A 20641-nucleotide genomic window follows, 5' to 3' on the forward strand; every position below is an offset into this window, starting at 1 on the left:
AAAGCTCAACAAGCCGATGCTGCCACAAAAGCTAAAGCGCAAGCGGATGCTACTGCAAAAGCTAAAGCACAAGCGGATGCTGCTGCGAAAGCCAAGGCACAAGCTGATGCTGCCGCCAAAGCCAAAACTCAGGCGGATGCCGCTGCAAAAGCCAAAGCACAGGCGGATGCTACTGCAAAAGCCAAGGCACAAGCGGATGCCGCTGCAAAAGCCAAAGCACAAGCCGATGCTGCTGCAAAAGCCAAAGCTCAGGCAGATGCTGCTATAAAAGCCAAGGCACAAGCGGATGCCGCTGCAAAAGCCAAAGCACAAGCCGATGCCGCTGCAAAAGCCAAGGCACAAGCGGATGCTGCTGCGAAAGCCAAAGCGCAAGCAGATGCCGCTGCAAAAGCCAAGGCACAAGCCGATGCCGCTGCAAAAGCCAAGGCACAAGCGGATGCTGCTGCGAAAGCCAAAGCGCAAGCAGATGCCGCTGCAAAAGCCAAGGCACAAGCGGATGCCGCTGCAAAAGCCAAAGCACAAGCGGATGCCGCTGCAAAAGCCAAAGCACAAGCCGATGCTGCTGCAAAAGCCAAAGCTCAGGCAGATGCTGCTAAAGCAGCTAAAGCACAAGCCGATGCGGATGCAAAAGAACGTGCTGAAGCAGAAGCCAAAGCCTCAGCTGCGAAGAAAGCTGCGGAAGAAGCTGCCAATAAAAAAGCCGAAGCAAAACGTATTGCCTCTACAGCAAAACGAGACTTTGAAAACAAAGTGAAACGTGCTTGGAATCCACCTGCAAGCGCATCTGGTCAGAAAGCCAGTGCTCGAGTTACCTTAAGTGAGAGTGGTTCAGTTTTATCCGTTGTCGTCAATGCAAGCGACCCAGATATGAAAGCCAGTGTGGAAGCAGCGGTTCGTGCAGCAGCACCTTATCCTATGCCTTCAGACCCTGATGCACGGCGTGAAGCGCGCACATTTACCTCATCTTTTAGTGCTCAATAATCACAATCGCCATGCCAAACGCATGGCGATTAAGCATTTTCACAGTGTTATAACAGTTTAGCCATAATGTAATACTTTAAATCATGCAAATTCATGCCATTATGTTAGGCAATTTCACACAACCCACAAAGACTGACGTTTCAGAGTATACAGCGAATGATGGAAAATACGCGTAAACATCTGCTTGGTTTGGCAATCATGACGGCTCTTATGCCGCTACTGGTTCAAACCAGCCATGCACAACTTCATTTAGAAATTGCAAAGGCACCTGAGCAAGCCCCTAAAATTGCGATTATTCCATTTAGTAATGATCAAACCATTTATTCTATTGTTGAAAATGACTTGAATCGTTCAGGAAAATTCAGCAGTGCATCGCAAAACTTACCTGCAAGCGCAAGTATGAATAATCCCAATGCTGCTGCATGGCAATCTGCTGGCGTTCCTTATGTTGTCACAGGGGAAATTAAACAAAATGCTGCGGGAAGTTACGAAGTTCACTACCAACTTTATGACATTCAAAAACAACAATATCTGCTGAATGAATTATTGACCGTACCCACCTCACGCGTACGTCAAGCCGCACATATGATCAGTGATGCTATTTACCAAGCATTGACGGGCATTCAAGGGGATTTTAGTGGACGTATTGCCTATGTCCTCCGTAACCCTGCAACACCTGAGCAACGTTATACTTTACAGATTGCAGATACAGATGGTGAACAGCCTAAAACTATTCTCACCTCGCGTGATCCAATCTTATCTCCTGCGTGGACTCCTGATGCACAAAAAATTGCGTATGTGTCATTTGAAAGCAAACGTCCTGCAATTTATGTACAAGATTTAGCCACAGGTCAACGCGAAAAACTGGCGAGCTTCCGTGGCTTAAATGGTGCACCAAGTTTCTCTCCAGATGGCAAATCCATGTTATTTACTGCATCTATGCATGGTAATCCAGAAATTTATCAAATGGATTTAAATACGCGTCAGTTACAACGCATGACCAATGACAGTGCAATTGATACCGAAGCACGTTATGCACCTGATGGTAAATCCTTTATTTTCACTTCAGACCGTGGTGGATCACCACAAATTTACCGTTATAGCTTCGCAGATGGCAGTAGCAAGCGGATTACCTTCCGTGGTGCATTCAACGCACGCGGTACTTTAAGTGCTGATGGTCAAAAAGTGGCATTGGTGCATCGTCCAAGTGGCAGCAGCTACAAAGTTGCAATTCAAGACATTAATACGGGGATCACCAATATTCTGACCCCAACCAGTCTAGACGAATCCCCAAGCTTCTCACCAAATGGGCAAATGGTGGTTTATGCCACTCGTGAAGATAACCGTGGCTTGCTTTCTATTATGTCGGTCGATGGTCGTTTCCGTATGAATTTACCAAGTGAACAAGGCGAAGTTCGTGAACCCGCTTGGGCACCTAAATAATTTTTTAAAAATCAATCTTTATGGAGATGAAGATGAACGCTATTAAACTATTAGTTTTACCTGTTTTGGCTTCAGCCTTAATTATGACTGGCTGTGCTAGCCGTAAACCAGCAGCCGAAATACAAACAGGTCAAACACCAAATTCTGCGGGCACAACAGTCAGCACTGAAGGATTAAGTGAAGATGCTGCGTTAAATGCGCAGAATCTTGCAGGTGCATCTTCAAAGGGTGTTACAGCTGCAAACAAAGCATTTTTAGCGAAACGTGCGGTGCATTTTGACTACGACAGTAGTGATCTTTCAAATGAAGACTACCAAACACTTCAAGCTCACGCGCAGTTCCTTATGGCAAATGCAAATTCGAAAGTTGCATTAACTGGTCATACTGATGAACGTGGCACACGTGAATACAATATGGCATTGGGTGAGCGTCGTGCCAAAGCAGTAGAAAGCTTCTTAATCACCAATGGTGTAAGCCCGACTCAATTAGAAGCTGTTAGCTATGGTAAAGAAATGCCAATTAATGCAGGGCATGATGAAAATGCGTGGAAAGAAAACCGCCGCGTAGAAATCAACTATGAAGCTGTGCCGCCTTTATTAAAATAAGCTTGTCTACAGACATAAAAAAAGCGCTTTAAAAATTAAAGCGCTTTTTTTATGGGCTAAGCAGGTTTGTGCTCATCTTCTTCATGTTCATGCTGCATGGACTCAATCAAATCATGCTTATTGAAATCCTTATATTCAGGCTTGGCTTCATATTCTTTCCAAGCTTCTTTTACCTTTTCAGGACTAATATCATCTAAACTAATGCCTTCATTTTCTGTTGGCATCGCATCAAACTTTTGCGTTGTCATCATTCTTCTCCCACATTCTTCTTCATCCTTCCCATCAACATAGCACTATCCCTAAAAGTTGCAAGGGTAAAATCAAGCCAAATAATCGAGTTTAATTTTTCTTTTGCGGCATTCTCATCTAAACTAGCTGTCTAAATTTTTTTTGCTCAATTTGATTGGTTTTCACTCGGAGTTTTCCTGCCATGGCATACCTCACCCTTTCCCAATTCTTAGAACAACAAACTGGGAATCTTACACCTGAACTTGCAAAAGTCATTGATACTATTGCAAATACGTGTAAAACCATTGATCAAGCTTTACAAAAAGGCGCGCTTGCTGGGGTATTGGGCAGTGCTGAAAATGAAAATGTGCAAGGTGAAGAACAGAAAAAACTGGATGTGATTTCAAATGACTATTTAATTGACGCATTAAAAATTCATCCACATGTGGGTGGTTTAGCTTCGGAAGAATTAGACGACTTTACTCCTGCCCAAGAAAATGGTGAATATTTAGTGTTATTTGATCCACTTGATGGTTCAAGCAACATCGACATTAACATGTGCGTAGGTACTATTTTCTCAATCTTGCCTGCAAAAAATGCAGTGACTCAGTCAGCAGATTTCATGCAGGCAGGCACTCAGCAAGTTGCTGCGGGTTATGTGCTTTATGGTCCATCAACCATGTTGGCATTAACAGTCGGTGCGGGTACGGTATTCTTTACCTTTGACCCAGAAACTCAACAATTCTTACTCACCTCTGAAAATATTCAAGTCGCAGCAGATACCAAAGAATATGCTATTAACTCATCAAACCAACGTCACTGGGAAAACCCAGTAAAACGTTATATTGAAGAACTTCTTGCAGGTAAAACAGGCCCACGTGAGAAAGACTTCAACATGCGTTGGGTTGCATGTATGGTTGGCGACATTCACCGCATCCTTTGCCGTAGCGGTATTTTCATGTATCCATACGATCTTAAAGATCCGAAAAAAGCAGGTCGCCTGCGTTTGATGTATGAAGCAAACCCTATGAGTATGCTGATTGAACAAGCTGGCGGTGCATCTACCACAGGTCGCGTTCGTATTCTTGACATTGAACCAACTGACCTACACCAACGTGTCCCTGTGATTATTGGTTCTAAAAACGAAGTCAATTTAGTGACTGGCTACCACAACTAATTTTTTTTTAAATGCGCATAGCCATCTAACGCGTTATGCGCATGAGTCTCCTCCATGTCCATTATTTTCCTTGAATCAAAAGACAACCCAAAGATTAAACATCTCCGTGGTTTAATAGAGCAAAGTAGCTACCGTAAAAAGCAAGGTCAAACCGTGCTTGAAGGGACACACTTAGGCTTAGCTTGGGTTGAAAAAAAGAAGAAACTCAATTCCATTTTCACCACTGAAAATGCACTCGAACACCCTGATATTTGCGATATTTTAGATGAATATGAAGGTGCTGTTTTTGTCATTGCTGAAAGCCTATATCGTGACTTAAGCACATTGGGAACCACTTTGCCCTTCTTGGCAGTTGTAGACTTACCAAGTTCAAGCCAAAGTGTAGACTTTAGCTTGGATACCTTGATTTTGGAAAATATTCAAGATCCAGGCAATGTAGGCACACTACTTCGCTCTGCTGCGGCAGCTGGTATCAAGCAAGTTATTTGTACCAAAGGTTCTGCAGCACTCTGGTCACCACGTGTATTACGTGCAGGCATGGGTGCACACTTCTCACTCAACACCTACGAAAACGTTGCCATCGAAGATGTACTCGACCGCTTTGAAATTCCAGTGTATGTGACCAGCTCGCATCAAGCGGAAAGTTTATATCAAAAAGATTTAACACAAGCTTGTGTCTGGATCTTAGGTAATGAAGGCCAAGGGGTTTCTGACTTTGCTTTAGCACATGCTCAAGCACTGAGCATTCCACAGCCAGGCGGTCAAGAATCTCTCAATGTCGCTATTGCGGGTTCAATCTGCTTTTTTGAAATGGTTCGTCAACGCATCTAATACACTTTTTATTTTAAATTGTCGTGCCCAATTTCAAAAATAGATTACACTTGAAAAAATAATAACGGGTATTGTCAACCAAACCATTATTTCCAACGTTATTAAGGATATGTATTGGAAATAATGGTGATGATCCAATGACAGGGTTTTCCATCTCTATGGATTTAGCGCCGAAACAGTCTCAGCCTGAAAATTTAAGTGCTTTAAAAAGTACGGCTGAACAACGTCTAAAGAATTTTATGCAAGACGTTACTGGGCGCGCACTCGTAATGATGGAAAATGCAACGCAAGGACAACAAGGCATCGCAATGGATCTGGTCCAAGAAGCCTTTATTTCTTTGCATAAATCCTATTCTGAAAAATCAACTGAAGAATGGTATCCCCTGTTTTACACCATTTTAAATAACAAACTGCAAGATTGGCGTCGTAAAGAAGTTCGTCGCTCTCAACCTTTTTCATTTTTTAAAAAGGTGAGTCTAGATGAAGATGATCTTGAAATTCAGGATGTTATTGATGAAACAACCCCTAGCCCACTTGAGTTTCTGGATCAGGCAGTCACAATTGAAGAAATTCAAGCTGCGATTCGCCAACTACCAGTTCGTCAGCAGCAAGCGTTTATGCTTCGGGCTTGGGAAGGATTTGACACACAAACGACTGCCCAAATTATGAATTGTAGTGAAGGCAGTGTAAAAACCCATTATCATCGCGCGATTCAAGGTTTGCGGTCTGCGTTATCGCACATGAATCCATATTCGGGAGGGTCATCTGAATGAAACAAGATGATTTCTTAAAACAAGTCTCTTCCAAACTTGACGGTCTTGCTCAGCAGCATAAGGCAAAACCTGTCGTGATGAATCATGTTCTGGATCATATCCAGCAGCAAAAATCATCACGCTTTGTCTATTTCAAAATGACTGGGTTTGCTCTGGCAGCGGCAATTGCAGGAATTGTGGTTTTACCAAATTCTATCGACCTGTCTGAAAAACCACAGAATCAAGTTGTAGTAACACCAAAACTCTCTCCACAGATGGTTGAGGATTTGGAAATGTTAATGGTTTTAGGTGAGGACAAGGTTCCACATGGCAGCTAGACGGTTAGCTTTTGCTTTTTGTGCACTCGGTTTCTTGCAAACAAGTTTTGCAGGTTTTGAACGTTTTTGGATTTTTTCTAAAGATGCCAATACTCAAGTGGCTGAAACGTGGGAAACGCTTTCAGAGCAAGAACAGCGTGCATTAATCAAACGTTATCAATCCCTTAAAGAAATCCCTGATGAACAAAGCAACAGCTTACAACAACGTATGGACTGGTTTACGCAATTACCTGAACAAGAAAAACAGAAAATGCGGGAAACTTGGCAACAAATGAGTAGCCAAGAACGTAATGATTTGCGCGCACGCATGCAAAAAGCGACACCCGAAGAACGTATTACCATACGTGAAGAATATATGAATAAATACCTACATCACACCAGTGAACAGCATTAATAGCCACTTATACCAATCTCAATTGCCATATAAAAAGCCAATCTACAATATACGTAGGATTGGCTTTTTAGCTTTCTATTTAGCGTTTTAATATTAACTTCATCATGACTCAATGAAGTTCATATTCATGCTTAATTCATTACTTTTTTGTTTGACTATGACGACGATATAAACCTAAGCCCAATAAACCCAGTAAACTCCACCATCCAATTGAACCGCCACCACCGCCAGATGTGACTGTATTCTTAGCCGTGTTATTTAAATAAATTTTTGCTCGATTTGAAGCCAAACCTTCAGCATCAAATACGGTATATTCCAAAATCTGGTCGAACGGACTGTAATTATTTTTTACCTGCACCACCAAGTCGCTCGAATAACAAGTATCTCGCATTGCACTTCCAGGACATGGGCCATGCGGAACTGACGGGTCGACCATCATAGCACTAGGTAAACTATCCAAGCGAATTGCCAATTCTTGACCTGCTTCATTATGATAAAAGTCGGCTTTGTTCAATCCGGCAATACTGCCTTTGGGACCATCATCATCAAAGTCATTTTCTAGTGGATGCAACGAAATTTTCTGGCTAGATCCATATTGCAAGCGATAAGTATCCTCTTTTGCAATTGGGGCAATATTGGTAAAACTCGCGCTCAATAAGCCTGATGTCGTTTTGGTCGCATCTTTTTTCGAGGTGATGCTATAAGTACATAAAGCATTCTCACCAATGGTCGAAATACTATCATCTAGGCGATAAAACATAATTCGTTTAAGTTCTGGCACCCATTCACATTTTAACTTCGGATCTTGATCACCAATAAATTGGAAGTTACTGCCTTCACCAGAATAATGCCCCACACCCAAAATTTGGGTACTAATCGTATAGTTTTCTGTAGTTAATGCCTGAACCTGCGATTCATTATTCACCCACTGTTCATCTGGCAATGCCAATGCAAATGGATCAATATAAATCGCACGATATTTAGCATATTTTTCAGTATTGCTCTTCAAGTCTTTAAAAGCAGTCAACTCAGCTTGATATTGCGTCAAATATTTCGCATCCGTCGCTTTATCATCTATACGTGCTTGATATAAATCAATCGCTTGCTGATAGTCATCCATCATTTGCGAATAAGATAAATTCTTTAAATTAATAATATCCGCAGCAGTTAAGCGCATGAGCTCAACCGAACCAATATCACAGGTATTTTTCATACTCGGATTGAGAATTAATGTGGCATCCGTAATGCGGCTAAATCCACGTTGATCAACATCACTACATCCAACTGTATCCAGATTGACCAAATCATTTGCTGTCTGATTATTTTTAGGATAATACAGCGGTAGATATTCGGTATTGGCATTCGGTTCTGTATAGGCCGTTAGTAATGTTCCCATCGAAATATTACTGACATCAATATTGGTATTGCTTCCAGAAACATTACTTTCATAAGCAACTTTCGGTAAATTACATTGTCCTGCCACTGCCGCGAATTGAAGGGCATTATTCATTGCCACCATATTGAGTTTTGCATCGGTCACATTCCCATTATTCAATGCATAGCGACAAGATTGCCCCGAATTATAAGCCAACACATTAAATGAAATAGCTTTACTACCCAACTGATCATAAAGCAGCGTACTGGCGGCAGTATTCTCAACAATGGTATTACTGAGCAATATAAGCGTACTATTTTCACTTAAGTTTGCCTGTGCTGCATTAGAGGAGATATTTTTAATGATCGCCCCTGTACTGCTATTCGCCTGATTTTTGGCAATGGTATTGGTTTGCAGTAAAGTTGATGCTTCACCACAAAGCTCTAACATACTCTGATTATTCGCTGCACCATTCGCCACAAGACTACTGTTTTGAATGGTAATAGTCGGCTTGGTAAATAACAAATTATTCAGGCAGGTCATTGCTAGAACGCTACCCTGTACCGCTTGGTTACCTTGTATTAAACCATGATCCATCGTCAGTGCAATATTACCATCTAAGTAAATTGCACCACCTTGTGCTGCACGTGAATTCAAAATCGTAACATTGGACAAATTAATGTCTGCACCAGCATAAATCGCTCCACCCAATCCAGTACTTACCGCATTCGCCAACGTTAAGTTTTTAAATGAAACCCCATATTTGGACAAAGAACTATTCAAGATTCGTGTTTGATTTTCGCCACTGATGGTGGTTTTAATCGCGGTTGTGGCAGGATAAGTATTGGTTAATACATGCTTCTTGGAATAATCAAGCGGTTCAGCACCATAAATCTCTATCACTGATTGCGGGACCAATTCACGCTTCAGTTTATACGTGCCTTCTTTTAACTGAATCCGATCTTTTTGCCCTAAACGTGTATCACCCGCGTTACATCCACCAAAAGCTTTATTATCGGCGGCAGTTTTAATGGCTTCGCGCAAAGAACATTGATTTAGATTTTCACCATCTTCATCATCAAACGTAGTGACGTGAATAAATGTATCTTCTGCCGCCATCAATGACATTGCAGAAAGTACCATTAACGTCAGTAAACCTTTTTTATAATTTTTCACGGTCAATTCCCTTGCCTATTTCTTGTAACGACGTAATCCGATCAATGCTAATAAACCGAATAAACTGAATACCCCTGCACTCCCGCCCGAAGTTTTCACTTTGCTGCTTTCCATTTGTCCAGCTGGTGCCTGAGAGACTTGCACTTTTATCTCTAAATACGGATTTTGAGAATCATTGAATCGTGTCGTGGTGGTGACTAAGCGAATCTTGAAAATATCAGCACCATGCCAGTTTCCATTCGGCTTGTACTGAATGTTTCCTTCCTCATCTATCGTTAAAGTCCCTTTAGGCTGAGTAATTGTTGGAACGACCTGTAAACATCCATCTTGCCAAGCACCGCCCGCTGGATTCGCACCTAATAAGGCTTCACATTGATCTTTCGGCAAAAGTTCGCCATCACCCAGTAAATCGGCAACCGACATTTTCGCAACTTCACCGTAATTGATATCATCACCAATTAGCGCGATTGTTGTTGGAAACACCAGTTCAACTGCACCACGGTCACAAAGGACATTATTTGAATCACGTACTTGTCCACGTTGATCATTTGATTCACATTCAACCAGCGCCGTATCTGAACCTGTAGATTGCTTGCCCTTATTCACAATCAGTGAATCACTCAAGTTCTGATAAGACACCAATAAACGTGGCTTAAAGTAGCCTAAAAAGTCACTGGTTCCCTGATTAAATGGACAGACCAAACTTTGTCGATCTAAATTTGCACTGCTACATTTTCCTTCGAGCGTACTGCCTGCAACTAAAGCGGTTTGAGTCAAAATATCATTCGGATATTCTGCTAAACCTTGTCCACACACCGCAGAAACTAAATTATTTTGTAAAATGCTTTGATCACCAGACTCAAATTTACAATCCTGCTGATTTGTAATCGGATACGGATTCCCCACCAAAATACTGTTTGCTAGAAAAGCTTTCCCTTGAGGAGCAACAAATTGGATGCCTTGGCCATTCCCAATCATGGTCAGGTTATTTAAGCCAATGCCATCACGTAAATTCAGCAAGTAACCTTTATTCTGTAAAAAGGTAGTGTTCTTAATAAAATTGGCGACATTTAATATAGAGGTCGGTAACTGATTGGTATTGAATAATAACGATGAATAAATGCCTGCCGATGTGGCACTTGCAGTTTCATTATTTCGAATGACACTATTTAAAATTTTATAGGCAGGATGTTGGGTAAATAAAACCGCACCTTCATTCGCATAGTTTTTCTCAAACAAACTGTTCTGGATTACAACCAAACTGTCCGTCGTATTCTCTACAGTTGAATGGCCTACATTATAAATTGCCCCGCCTTGGGTGGCGTATCCCCCAGATAATGCTGCATAACTTAATTGTAGATATTCATTGTTGTAAATCAGTCCACCTTGTTGAGCACATTGAACCTGCCCACAACCTTGCAGGCTGACTTCATATAACACTACACTCAGCAGCTTCTCTTGTGAGCCATCGTCAATGCGTAAAATATTGTCTTTTGCCTGCATTTGTAATACAGCATTATTTTTACCCAGAACAGGCGTCTCATTAAAATCAACGTCATAATTGGTTTTAATGGTTACTTCACGCTGAATGTTTAAGTGTGAATTGAGTTTATACACTTTCTGTTTTTCTAATAAAATGACAGGACTTGCGTCTGCCCCACCACAGCCAAAATACCCCTCTTTAGGCATATCTTGATTGATATAGTTCACTGCCTCTCGCAATGAGCATTCTTTATCATCTTTCACAATATCTTCAGTGGTGGTGACACTAATATTTGCACTATAAGCATGCCCAGCTAGACATAACATTCCCACACCAATGCTCTGCTTGAGCATACACCTCTCCTTAATTTTTTAATTATCTTGTTTTTCTAGATTGCATTGTCTAAGCAATTTCAATGCAATCTGATTGCAGTCCTTTTGCTGTACAGCCTAAAAGATGCCAATACAAATAAAATTGACTAAATTGCCAAATTATTTGGGCATTAATGCAACTACAGCACAAGCGTGCTGCCAATTTTATGGTTTAGGATAAGATTTAAGTGGGGTTGGGCACACTGAAGCTTCATGCTCATTTGCAGCATCCTGTTCTCCTTAACTTACATTTCTATTATTTTTCTATGCTCGCAAATCCATGCGATGCGAATTCATGAGTACTTTGTCACAGCTTTTTAAATTACTCAAGCGCTTTTATCTGTTATTGATATTCATCAATCAAGGCATAAATTTGTCTTAAAGTCGCATGACTGAGTTTAGTTTTTTCGCCTTTAAGCAATTGAATTAATTGCTCTAAAGTCTGCAAAAGTATCGAAGCCTGCTGTGGGCCATGCAACAAAAGATAATCAATAATTTGCTGATCGATATTAATGCCACGACGAGCCAGCACTGAACTGACTAAAATTTGTCGATCTGCATATAAACTGCCATTTGGCACCCTTACACTGACCGCTTGAGTTAATCGGGACTGTAAATCAGGTAATTCCAATTTCAATTCAATTGGTGCAAAGCGAGAAGAAAAAACTAATTGTCCACCCACTTCATTATTATAGTTAATCAAGTGAAAGACTGCTTTTTGCCAATGTGGGACGCCGCAAATCGCTTCGATATCATCAAGCGCGACCAAATCATAGCGCTCTAAAGAGGTAATTGCTTCGGTAGGTGCATCAAGCAACTCTAATAAAGAAACCTTTATTGCTGATTTACCCACATCCAAATAAGAATCACAAATCGCAGAAAGTAAATGGCTTTTACCCGTTCCAGCACCACCATACACATAGAATCGGTTCATTAAACCTGCATGTAGTTGACGAATTGCATCAATGACGTGACCCCAACCTGGACCAGAGAAATCACTGATTCGGGCATCGAGTTGGGGTTCAATATCTAATTGCAGTTGACGCATATTCGTGATTAAGCCTTATACGCTTTATGTTTTAGGTTCAATGTTACTCGATTTCTCAGTAACGTGCTGATCTTTCGAAGTTGGCTCTTTAAGTTCAATATCAATGTCCAATTGCGAGGTTTCTATACTAATAGAATTTGTTTCGGCAAAGGAAGTCACAACTGCTTGCGTACCATACAACTGACTCTGCTCATACCATTCTCGTGCATGTTTCAGCAGCACAACAATCACCGCAGCCACAGGCAATGCAATTAACATTCCGAGGAATCCTGCCAATTGTGCACCTGCCAATACCGCAAAAACCACAGCAACAGGTGACAAGCCAATCTTATCACCCAACAAAAATGGCTGAAGAATATAGCCTTCTACGGCCTGACCAATCATAAACACCACAAGCACTAAGGCCAAATGCATCCAATCCAAGCCAAATTGGAACAGTGATGCAATCACTGCGGCAATAATCCCAACAGCAAAACCTAAATAAGGAATAATACTCGCCAAGCCAGCAACCATACCAATAATCAGTCCGACTTCTAATCCAATTAATTGCAGACCAACCGCATAAACGATGCCAAGCAACAGCATCACCAAAAACTGGCCCTTTACAAATGCGCCCAATACACTGTGGCATTCACTCACAATTTTTAAGGTAGATTCTTCATAAGGACGAGGTACAAGGCGGCGCATACTATCGAGCATACGATCCCAATCTAATAAGAAATAAAAAGCAATAATTGGAATAAGAACAACTGTCCCACCAACTTGAATAAAACTCAGTCCAGACTGGGCAATTTTCAATGCCATAGCTTGCAGACTGTCCGCACTATAGTTGGTTTGAATATAATCCATGACGACGGTAGACAATTGATGTTTATCAATTTCCATCTGAACTAAATTAAAAGTACGCGACAACCAAGGTAAAAAAGTATCATTCAGCCAATGAATCCCTGCAGGAATACTGCTTTTGGCATACATTAACTGCTGCCAAATCAAAGGCACCAAATAAGAAATTGCTAAAGTTAAAGCAACACCAATTCCAATAAATACGATGCTGATAGATAACCAGCGAGGCAATCCAATCTGATGAAATTTTTGAACCAACGGATTAAACAAATAAGCGACTAAAAAGGCGACAATAAATGGTAGTACAACTGGCTTTAATAAATACAATACCCATAAAATAAGTACGATACCCGTAAGAATAAAAATACGCCGTAAGGTTCGATCGACCATATAGACCCGCCTTTTTCGATTTAATCGTTATAAAAAGTAAAATATTTAATTAAAGATAGCATTTTAGAGCATAAATAACATAAGAGTTTCGTTTATTCAGGTTATAATCCCCGCGCAAATGCGGAGACTTCACTATGAGCAACTCAACTTCTACCCCAAACACTGGTTTAAGCTATAAAGATGCAGGTGTCGATATTGAAGCGGGCGACGCACTTGTCGATCGAATCAAATCTGTCGCTAAGCGTACAACTCGCCCTGAAGTGATGGGCGGATTAGGTGGCTTTGGCGCACTATGTAAAATTCCTAAAGGCTATGAAGAGCCTGTTCTTGTATCTGGCACAGATGGTGTAGGTACAAAATTACGTTTAGCTTTGAACTTAAACCGTCATGACACAATTGGTCAAGACTTGGTTGCAATGTGCGTAAACGATCTTTTAGTGTGTGGTGCAGAACCTTTATTCTTCCTCGACTACTATGCAACAGGTCACTTAAATGTTGATGTTGCTGCTGATGTCGTTACGGGTATTGGTAAAGGCTGTGAGCTTGCTGGCTGTGCATTAGTCGGTGGTGAAACTGCTGAAATGCCAGGCATGTATGAAGGCGAAGATTATGACCTTGCAGGTTTCTGCGTAGGTGTCGTTGAGCAAAGCAAAATCATTGATGGCTCTAAAGTAAAAGCGGGTGATATCTTAATTGGTGTTGCATCAAGCGGTGCACATTCAAATGGCTACTCTCTGCTTCGTAAAATCTTAGACGTGAAAAACGTCGATCTTACGCAAATCGTAGATGGTCGCCCACTTGCTGATACAGCAATGGAACCAACACGCATTTATGTAAAATCAATTCTTGAACTTTGCAAACAAGTTGACGTGCATGCAATGGCGCACATCACTGGTGGCGGTTTGCCGGGTAACTTACCTCGCGTACTTCCAAATGGTGCTCAAGCGATTATTAATGAATCTTCTTGGGAATGGCCAGAATTGTTCAAACTTCTTCAAAAAGAAGGTGGTGTTGAACAATTTGAAATGTACCGTACGTTTAACTGTGGCGTAGGTATGGTTATTGCTGTTGACGCAAATGATGCAGATAAAACCATTGCGCTTTTAACCGAACAAGGTGAAAAAGCATGGGCTATGGGTCACATCGTAGACAATGCTGAATCTGTTGAAGGTGCTGACGAGAAAGTCCGCGTAATCTTTGCATAATGAAAATTGCTGTCCTTGTTTCAGGAAGTGGCAGTAACTTACAAGCCCTCATAGACGCCCGTCTATCTGGGCAAATTGTAGGTGTTATTTGCAACAAGCCTGAAGCGTATGCGCTAAAACGTGCTCAGCAAGCGGGCATTCAAACTGCCGTCATTGAGCACAAGCAATATCCAACTCGTGAAATATTTGATGATGCGATGCATCAACAGTTATTAGATTGGAATGTTGATTTAGTGGTATTGGCAGGTTTCATGCGTATTTTGAGCGCCAAATTTGTCCGTGCTTGGGAAGGGAAAATGTTAAATATTCACCCTTCTCTTTTACCACATTACAAAGGTATGCATACCCACCAAAGGGTATTAAATACAGGTGATGTCTATCATGGCTGCACAGTACATTTTGTCACAGCAGAATTAGACGCAGGTCAATCGCTTGCACAAGGTGTATTGAAAGTTGGCCTTCAAGATCACGTTGAGCAACTGGCTCAACGCGTGCATGAACTTGAGCACTTAATCTATCCTCAAGTCGTCGAATGGATTTGTACAGGTGCGCTGCAATATCACAATGCCGATACAGTTCTCTATCGAAATCAACCTTTAGATGAACCAATTCAATTTTGTAAACTATAAATAAAATTTTTCCAATAAAAAATGCATCCTCGGATGCATTTTTTATTGGATTCTACTTTATTGTTGAATCAGTTTTTTTATCACTTCTACCGTGGCTTCAGGGCGTTCCAGAGGGAACATATGCCCTCCTTCAACCACACTAAATGGAATACCGACTTTTTTCTTGGCAACTTGCGGAAAGCCGTGTTTTAAAAACTCACTTTGATCCCCAACCACCAGATGCATTGGAACTTTAGGTTTCGACATGGGTAACCACCACCAAGATGGTGTATTACGAAATATTGAGACTTCAGCCGCTTTAGGAATGGTCAAGGTTACACCACCACGCTCCGTATCTTCGATTAAGGCATGATCTAGGTAAGCTTGAAAACACTCAGGATCAAATCTTTGATATAAGCTTTTCGGTCGCAACATTTCACCTGCCTGCTCACGAGACTCCCAATGATCACGGCGGCGATTACTCAGACCTGCTGGCGTCATACGATCCACCAGTTTCGGTTGAAATAGCTTCGCAGTATGGAACAGCAAAGAAGCTTTGCCCATAATCAACGGCGGATCTAACATAATCACTTGCTGAAATAATTCAGGACGCTTATATGCTGTCATCATGGTCAGGACAGAACCTAAAGAATGCCCCAATCCAATGACGGGACGCCCATGGGCTTGACGTACAATACTGTCGGTCAGTTGATCCACCAAGCGTGGCCAATGGTTAGTGATCGGATAACGTTGATCCGTCCCAATCAAAGGTACATACACAATATCGTAATCTTCCCGAAGTAGATTAAACAGCTTCTCGTAGACTTTAGATGGTACGCCATTGGCGTGTGCAAAGTGGATTAATGGCTTCATTGTAGTTTTGTCGTTTGCTCAGCTTGAACCTGTTGAGAAAGTGAAGTCGCAAAACCTTGACCGATTGAGCTTCCCATACGTCCTAGAACAGAATCCAATGGATTATATTGAACGGTATAGTCCACTGTTTTATCGATTTTCAATTCACGTTTCAAGCTATTTAGACTACCTGTACGGTCAGCAATACCTAACTTCACCGCTTGTTCACCTGTCCAGAATAGTCCAGAGAAAATTGCAGGATCTTGCGATTTCAATTTATTACCACGACCTTTTTTAACCGCTTCAATGAAGTGATCATGTACATTGTCTAATACGGCTTGCACATGTGCCTTCTGTGCTGCATCAACAGGTTGTGTCATGGATAAAATTGCTTTGTTCTCACCCGAAGTCATGGTGCGATCTTCTACCCCTAACTTTTGCATGAGACCATTCACACCATAATTCGGCATGATGACACCAATAGAACCAACCAAACTCGATGGATTGACAATAATTTCATCCGCAGCCGAGGCAATATAGTAAGCACCTGATGCACCCGTATCACCAATAATCGCATACAGTTTTTTATCTTTATGTTGTTGTTTTAAATATTGGATTTCTTGCCAAATTTCATCTGACTGAACAGGTGAACCGCCAGGTGAATTAATATTCAACACAACAGCCTGACTACTATTGTTTTCAAATGCTTTTTTCAAAGATTTGATTGTATCTTGGCTATTCACACTTTGTTTATCGGCAGCAATTGTGCCAATAATATCAACTACTGCAATATGTGAACCTGTAGTTGAACTTACATCCGTAGGAGTGGTACTACAGCTTTTACCCAAAATAACCAAGATAAAGAGAAGATAAGCAAAGGTCAGTAGCTTGAAGAAAATACTCCAACGACGCGCTCGGCGTTGCTCCTCAACTGAAGCCAATACAGCTTTCTCAAGAATTTGCCATTCTTTTCCTGACTGCTTTTCTAAATTTTGTTGTGTCGTTTGACTTTCGTTTTGTGGTTTAGGTGGCCAATCGGACATTTAAGATGATCCAATAATGAATAAAATTACTCCCATTATATACATGCGGACGCAATAAACTATTTAAACCCTGTATTTTCGCCTATAATAATTACTGTTTTATATTTCTTATACCCATAATCTTTAGGCAATGACTGATAAAACTTCAAAAACAATGACTGATCATTTACTCCAATTTGTAAGTCGACAACCTATTCAAATTTCTCGAATGATTGCCCGTTCACTCGCGGGTTTAGTGAACGTATTAAAAATATCTAAAACATCACAAACAATTCGTCTAAATCTTGAAATTGCCTTACCTGAACTCAGTAACAGCCACCGTGAACAGATTACCCAACAAGCCATTCGAAATGAACTCACTTCTTATTTCGAGTTCTTTAGTATCTGGGGATCTGAGAGTCAGAAAAATATTTCGCGTATTCATTCAATTACAGGGGAGCAATATTTACATGATGCTCTTGCTGAACAAAAAGGGGTGGTATTAATTGTTCCACATTTTGGAACATGGGAAGTCATGAATGCTTGGATTGCTCAATTCACTCAAATGACGATTCTATACAAACCTGTCAAAAATCCCTCAGCAGATAATTTTGTACGCAGTGCACGTAGCCGAGAACAAGCCCATTTGGTTCCGACCGATGAAACGGGTGTACGACAAATTTTTAAAGCATTAAAACAAGGTGGAACAACTGTTATCTTACCTGACCACACTCCGAATGTCGGTGGAGAGCTTGTCCCTCTGTTTGGTCTACCCTTAGAGTCTAGTAATTTAAGTGCAAAGCTGATTCAAAAAACCAAAGCTAAAGCGTTGTTACTTTATACAGTTCGTAATGACGCGCATGGCTTTGACATGTCTATCGAACCCATCTCTGATGAAATTTATCATGGCAGTGCTAATGATGGGACTAAAGTCATTCATCATGAAATTGAAAACCTGATTCAACGTTTTCCAGAACATTATCATTGGAGTTACAAGCGCTTTAAAGCGAATCCTGCACTACGCAATCTCTATAACTTACCTCATGAACAAGCCATGCAGCTGGTTACCGAAATTAGACAACAGCAGACTAGCGACTAAGCCAACGCTGCTGATCACGATAAAAATGTAATTGCATTGTTTGATCCTGAGTCTGAATAAATTGAATGCTGCCCTTATTGGCTGTGCTATAGAGTGGAATATTAAGCTCTTTTAATCGCTGCTGTGTGAGCTGACTCGGATGCCCATAACGGTTATTAAATCCTGCTGATGCGATGGCAACTTTAGGTTTAAGTTGCTTTAAAAAGTCATAAGCAGAACTATGCTTACTACCATGATGACCCAAAACTAGAACATCTACTTTCAGATCTGGATAGTTTTTTAGCAGTTGATACTCCGCTTCCCAACCCGCATCTCCCATAAGTAGAAAATTGGCATAGGGTCGAGCATTTTGTACCTGAATATACAGCACACAAGAACGTTCATTTTGATTATTAGCTACTTCAGTTAATTGCTGTTGCTGTGGTGATAGCACCTGAATCTTCACACCATCTAATTGCCACACTTGCCCTGAATAACAATAGTGGAATTGAGATTCAGGCATTACTTGAATCGGCTCATTACTGTAAATCGTTTGAATAGGTAAACTAGAACGTAAAGAAAAATAGGCACCGCTATGATCTTGATCTAAATGAGTCAATACCAGCTGATCTAAATCCGATATGCCTTTACTATTCAAAAAAGGGCGAATTAACTGCTGTCCTACACTAAATTTTTGCTCATCATAATGACCGCCCATATCAATCATCATCTGCTGATCATGGTTTTGTAAAAAAACTGCTTGCCCCTGCCCAACGTCTAGAACTTGCAATTCAAAAGCATCTTGCGATTCATCCAGTATAAAAATAGGTATAAAACAGACAATGCTCCAACTTTTAGGCACAACTCCCCGAGGTAGGAATAAAATAGTCAGTCCTAAAATCAGCCCAAACATCACTGTCCAGTTCATGGCAATATTTTGTACTGTTGAGCCGAATATCTGGTCACCAGTATTTAAAATTGAAAGTAAAAAAGACACACTTAGATCATTCAATTTAAATAACAAAATTCCCAAGGGCGGAATAACCCACAAACACAAGGTTGCAATAATACTCAATGGAACAACAAGAATACTTAACCACGGTAATGCCAACAGATTGCTGAAAGGAGCAATCCAGACCACCTGCTGAAAAAAGATCAACATTAATGGCAAGAGCGCTAAAAATATTTTCCATTGCGATTCAAATAAGATGCCTATATATAATTTAAGCTGTGCATAGCGTGTTCGCGTTAATTGCTCGGGTTGCTGTTGTAGGGTTTGATAAATTCTTAACAAGACTAAACAGGCGCAATAGGACAACCAAAAGGCAGCGGACAGAATACTAAATGGATCTATAAATAGTAGCATTGCAGCGCTGAGCAGCAGTACTTGCAAAGCTTGTAATTTGAATCTCAATAAAATCAGCACAGCAATAATACAACTGGTTAACAGCGTCCGTAACGCAGGGATTTCAAACCCAACAAAAGCGCTATACAGCAATACCCCCATACAAAAAGGAATCACCAATAAATAGGGTTTGGGATAACGCAAATACCAACTGGGTCTAAAACGGATAATCAACCGATGAATCCCCCCGCATAACAATGCTGCAAAGATCAAAACATGCGGGCCAGAAATAGCCAATAAATGACTTAACCCCATACCTTTAAATAAGTCCTCAACTTCGGGGCTCAATAAGCTTTGATCACCCGTTAACAAAGCCAAAAGTAAGCCTGAGTGATGTAGCGACTGTTTTTGTAATGTATTGCGCAGAGTTAATCTTTGCTGTTCAATGGCCAATAATATTTTGGCAACCGTACGCTGCTGCTGCCTGACATAGGACATCAATCCCATAGCATAAAGCTGTTGCTTGGTTAGCTTTTCTGCGCTTTGCACCTGAAATGCAGACATGATGTTCTGCTGTAAAAACCATTTTTCCTGATCAAATGCACCTGCAATCGCATAACTATGTGCGGGTAAAACTTTCCCATGCAATCGGTAATATTGCCCCAATTCGAGCGAAATATCTGAAGATGGATGGATATAAGCTAACCATTTCACAGGTTGCTTAGGATTATTCAGTACAATAATCTGTTGTTGAATATGATTGGGTTGAAGCTGATTTAATGATTTTACATGCACAATTACTTCAGCAGGTTTTGCCGTCAATTCACGTAAAGATAGACGCTGGGTTAATTCACTGTCTGCATATAAATAAGCCAAATTAAAACTAAACAGGCACAATAAACTTAGCAGTATCCATCGCATTAATTGCCGATTGAATTGCGGGAATTTAAAGAGAAAACTCTGAACAATCAGCCATGCAATTGCAAATAAGGTACACGTTTGACCTGTCAGTGCCCAAACTTTCCCCATTCCGGCAATACCAAGAATCCAAGCGATCAGTACGTAATACATCATTATTTTTCATATTGTTTTTATA

General features: G+C 40.9%; 19 protein-coding genes. 11 read left to right on the forward strand and 8 right to left on the reverse strand.

From position 1 onward, the window contains the following. The 3 genes from E0H87_RS07095 to pal all read left to right on the forward strand — a co-directional run. The coding region (locus E0H87_RS07095) for a cell envelope integrity protein TolA (protein ID WP_131322955.1) at positions 1 to 981 on the forward strand (981 nt) is incomplete at its 5' end. A gap of 159 nt (positions 982 to 1140) precedes the next feature. Continuing rightward, positions 1141 to 2424 (forward strand): Tol-Pal system beta propeller repeat protein TolB, encoded by a 1284-nt coding sequence (gene tolB, locus E0H87_RS07100; RefSeq protein WP_165493953.1) that lies wholly within the window; start codon positions 1141 to 1143, stop codon positions 2422 to 2424. Between the two features lie 32 nt (positions 2425 to 2456). Then, complete coding sequence (gene pal / locus E0H87_RS07105; RefSeq protein WP_131322957.1) at positions 2457 to 3029, forward strand: peptidoglycan-associated lipoprotein Pal; 573 nt, start codon at positions 2457 to 2459, stop codon at positions 3027 to 3029. Between the two features lie 56 nt (positions 3030 to 3085). Here pal and E0H87_RS07110 read toward each other — a convergent pair whose 3' ends face one another. Beyond that, the gene (locus tag E0H87_RS07110) at positions 3086 to 3277 is read right to left on the reverse strand and encodes an NF038105 family protein (RefSeq protein ID WP_131323312.1); all 192 of its coding nucleotides are present in this window, start codon (positions 3275 to 3277) and stop codon (positions 3086 to 3088) included. A gap of 182 nt (positions 3278 to 3459) precedes the next feature. Between E0H87_RS07110 and E0H87_RS07115 the strand changes: the two genes are divergently transcribed. The 5 genes from E0H87_RS07115 to E0H87_RS07135 all read left to right on the forward strand — a co-directional run bounded on the left by E0H87_RS07115 (position 3460) and on the right by E0H87_RS07135 (position 6749). Next, positions 3460 to 4434 (forward strand): class 1 fructose-bisphosphatase, encoded by a 975-nt coding sequence (locus E0H87_RS07115; RefSeq protein WP_131322958.1) that lies wholly within the window; start codon positions 3460 to 3462, stop codon positions 4432 to 4434. A gap of 54 nt (positions 4435 to 4488) precedes the next feature. Then, on the forward strand, positions 4489 to 5265 hold the full coding sequence (locus E0H87_RS07120) for a TrmH family RNA methyltransferase (RefSeq protein ID WP_116759334.1): 777 nt from the start codon (positions 4489 to 4491) through the stop codon (positions 5263 to 5265). A 158-nt stretch (positions 5266 to 5423) separates the two neighbouring features. Next, a complete protein-coding gene (locus E0H87_RS07125; protein WP_131323313.1) occupies positions 5424 to 6038 on the forward strand; it encodes an RNA polymerase sigma factor in 615 nt (204 codons plus the stop codon). Continuing rightward, a complete protein-coding gene (locus E0H87_RS07130) occupies positions 6035 to 6355 on the forward strand; it encodes a hypothetical protein (protein ID WP_131322959.1) in 321 nt (106 codons plus the stop codon). Before E0H87_RS07125 ends, E0H87_RS07130 begins: the two co-directional genes overlap by 4 nt. Next, a complete protein-coding gene (locus E0H87_RS07135) occupies positions 6345 to 6749 on the forward strand; it encodes a DUF3106 domain-containing protein (RefSeq protein WP_131322960.1) in 405 nt (134 codons plus the stop codon). Before E0H87_RS07130 ends, E0H87_RS07135 begins: the two co-directional genes overlap by 11 nt. Positions 6750 to 6888: 139 nt before the next feature. On the opposite strand, the gene E0H87_RS07140 is transcribed toward E0H87_RS07135, so the two are convergent. The 4 genes from E0H87_RS07140 to cxpE form a co-directional block, all read right to left on the reverse strand. Then, on the reverse strand, positions 6889 to 9300 hold the full coding sequence (locus E0H87_RS07140; protein WP_131322961.1) for a CSLREA domain-containing protein: 2412 nt from the start codon (positions 9298 to 9300) through the stop codon (positions 6889 to 6891). 15 nt (positions 9301 to 9315) lie between these two features. Then, positions 9316 to 11136, reverse strand: a complete 1821-nt coding sequence (rbtA, locus tag E0H87_RS07145; protein WP_131322962.1) for a rhombotarget A — start codon at positions 11134 to 11136, stop codon at positions 9316 to 9318. A gap of 361 nt (positions 11137 to 11497) precedes the next feature. Next, positions 11498 to 12202, reverse strand: coding sequence for a DnaA regulatory inactivator Hda (hda, locus tag E0H87_RS07150; RefSeq protein WP_131322963.1), 705 nt, complete (start codon positions 12200 to 12202; stop codon positions 11498 to 11500). 24 nt (positions 12203 to 12226) lie between these two features. Beyond that, entirely contained in the window at positions 12227 to 13435 is a 1209-nt protein-coding gene (gene cxpE / locus E0H87_RS07155; protein ID WP_131322964.1) for a chloramphenicol efflux transporter CxpE, read from the reverse strand. Positions 13436 to 13569: 134 nt separating this feature from the next. Between cxpE and purM the strand changes: the two genes are divergently transcribed. Further along, a complete protein-coding gene (purM, locus tag E0H87_RS07160; protein WP_131322965.1) occupies positions 13570 to 14640 on the forward strand; it encodes a phosphoribosylformylglycinamidine cyclo-ligase in 1071 nt (356 codons plus the stop codon). Beyond that, entirely contained in the window at positions 14637 to 15269 is a 633-nt protein-coding gene (purN, locus tag E0H87_RS07165; protein WP_131322966.1) for a phosphoribosylglycinamide formyltransferase, read from the forward strand. The genes purM and purN overlap by 4 nt, the downstream gene beginning before the upstream one ends. A gap of 57 nt (positions 15270 to 15326) precedes the next feature. Here the strand turns inward: purN and E0H87_RS07170 are convergent, their stop codons facing one another. Beyond that, positions 15327 to 16121: an alpha/beta fold hydrolase gene (locus tag E0H87_RS07170; RefSeq protein ID WP_131322967.1), complete on the reverse strand. Its 795-nt coding sequence runs from the start codon at positions 16119 to 16121 to the stop codon at positions 15327 to 15329. After that, a complete protein-coding gene (gene sppA, locus E0H87_RS07175) occupies positions 16118 to 17143 on the reverse strand; it encodes a signal peptide peptidase SppA (protein ID WP_131322968.1) in 1026 nt (341 codons plus the stop codon). The genes E0H87_RS07170 and sppA overlap by 4 nt, the downstream gene beginning before the upstream one ends. A 130-nt stretch (positions 17144 to 17273) precedes the next feature. Here sppA and E0H87_RS07180 point away from each other — a divergent pair, with 130 nt between their 5' ends. After that, the gene (locus E0H87_RS07180) at positions 17274 to 18221 is read left to right on the forward strand and encodes a lysophospholipid acyltransferase family protein (RefSeq protein WP_131322969.1); all 948 of its coding nucleotides are present in this window, start codon (positions 17274 to 17276) and stop codon (positions 18219 to 18221) included. Here the strand turns inward: E0H87_RS07180 and E0H87_RS07185 are convergent. Continuing rightward, a complete protein-coding gene (locus tag E0H87_RS07185; protein ID WP_131322970.1) occupies positions 18211 to 20619 on the reverse strand; it encodes a DNA internalization-related competence protein ComEC/Rec2 in 2409 nt (802 codons plus the stop codon). The two genes, E0H87_RS07180 and E0H87_RS07185, sit on opposite strands and share 11 nt — an antisense overlap. Positions 20620 to 20641 lie beyond the last annotated feature (22 nt).

The organism is Acinetobacter sp. ANC 4178 (assembly GCF_004331175.1).
GTDB lineage: Bacteria > Pseudomonadota > Gammaproteobacteria > Pseudomonadales > Moraxellaceae > Acinetobacter.

Excerpts from the sequence above, each read along its gene's own strand:
- cxpE (WP_131322964.1), bottom strand. The coding sequence starts at position 13,435 with ATGGTCGATCGAACCTTACGGCGTATTTTTATTCTTACGGGTATCGTA.
- pal (WP_131322957.1), top strand. The coding sequence starts at position 2,457 with ATGAACGCTATTAAACTATTAGTTTTACCTGTTTTGGCTTCAGCCTTA.
- hda (WP_131322963.1), bottom strand. The coding sequence starts at position 12,202 with ATGCGTCAACTGCAATTAGATATTGAACCCCAACTCGATGCCCGAATC.
- E0H87_RS07125 (WP_131323313.1), top strand. The coding sequence starts at position 5,424 with ATGGATTTAGCGCCGAAACAGTCTCAGCCTGAAAATTTAAGTGCTTTA.
- rbtA (WP_131322962.1), bottom strand. The coding sequence starts at position 11,136 with ATGCTCAAGCAGAGCATTGGTGTGGGAATGTTATGTCTAGCTGGGCAT.
- E0H87_RS07135 (WP_131322960.1), top strand. The coding sequence starts at position 6,345 with ATGGCAGCTAGACGGTTAGCTTTTGCTTTTTGTGCACTCGGTTTCTTG.
- E0H87_RS07115 (WP_131322958.1), top strand. The coding sequence starts at position 3,460 with ATGGCATACCTCACCCTTTCCCAATTCTTAGAACAACAAACTGGGAAT.
- tolB (WP_165493953.1), top strand. The coding sequence starts at position 1,141 with ATGGAAAATACGCGTAAACATCTGCTTGGTTTGGCAATCATGACGGCT.
- E0H87_RS07110 (WP_131323312.1), bottom strand. The coding sequence starts at position 3,277 with ATGACAACGCAAAAGTTTGATGCGATGCCAACAGAAAATGAAGGCATT.
- E0H87_RS07130 (WP_131322959.1), top strand. The coding sequence starts at position 6,035 with ATGAAACAAGATGATTTCTTAAAACAAGTCTCTTCCAAACTTGACGGT.
- purM (WP_131322965.1), top strand. The coding sequence starts at position 13,570 with ATGAGCAACTCAACTTCTACCCCAAACACTGGTTTAAGCTATAAAGAT.
- E0H87_RS07185 (WP_131322970.1), bottom strand. The coding sequence starts at position 20,619 with ATGATGTATTACGTACTGATCGCTTGGATTCTTGGTATTGCCGGAATG.
- E0H87_RS07120 (WP_116759334.1), top strand. The coding sequence starts at position 4,489 with ATGTCCATTATTTTCCTTGAATCAAAAGACAACCCAAAGATTAAACAT.
- E0H87_RS07170 (WP_131322967.1), bottom strand. The coding sequence starts at position 16,121 with ATGAAGCCATTAATCCACTTTGCACACGCCAATGGCGTACCATCTAAA.
- E0H87_RS07180 (WP_131322969.1), top strand. The coding sequence starts at position 17,274 with ATGACTGATAAAACTTCAAAAACAATGACTGATCATTTACTCCAATTT.
- sppA (WP_131322968.1), bottom strand. The coding sequence starts at position 17,143 with ATGTCCGATTGGCCACCTAAACCACAAAACGAAAGTCAAACGACACAA.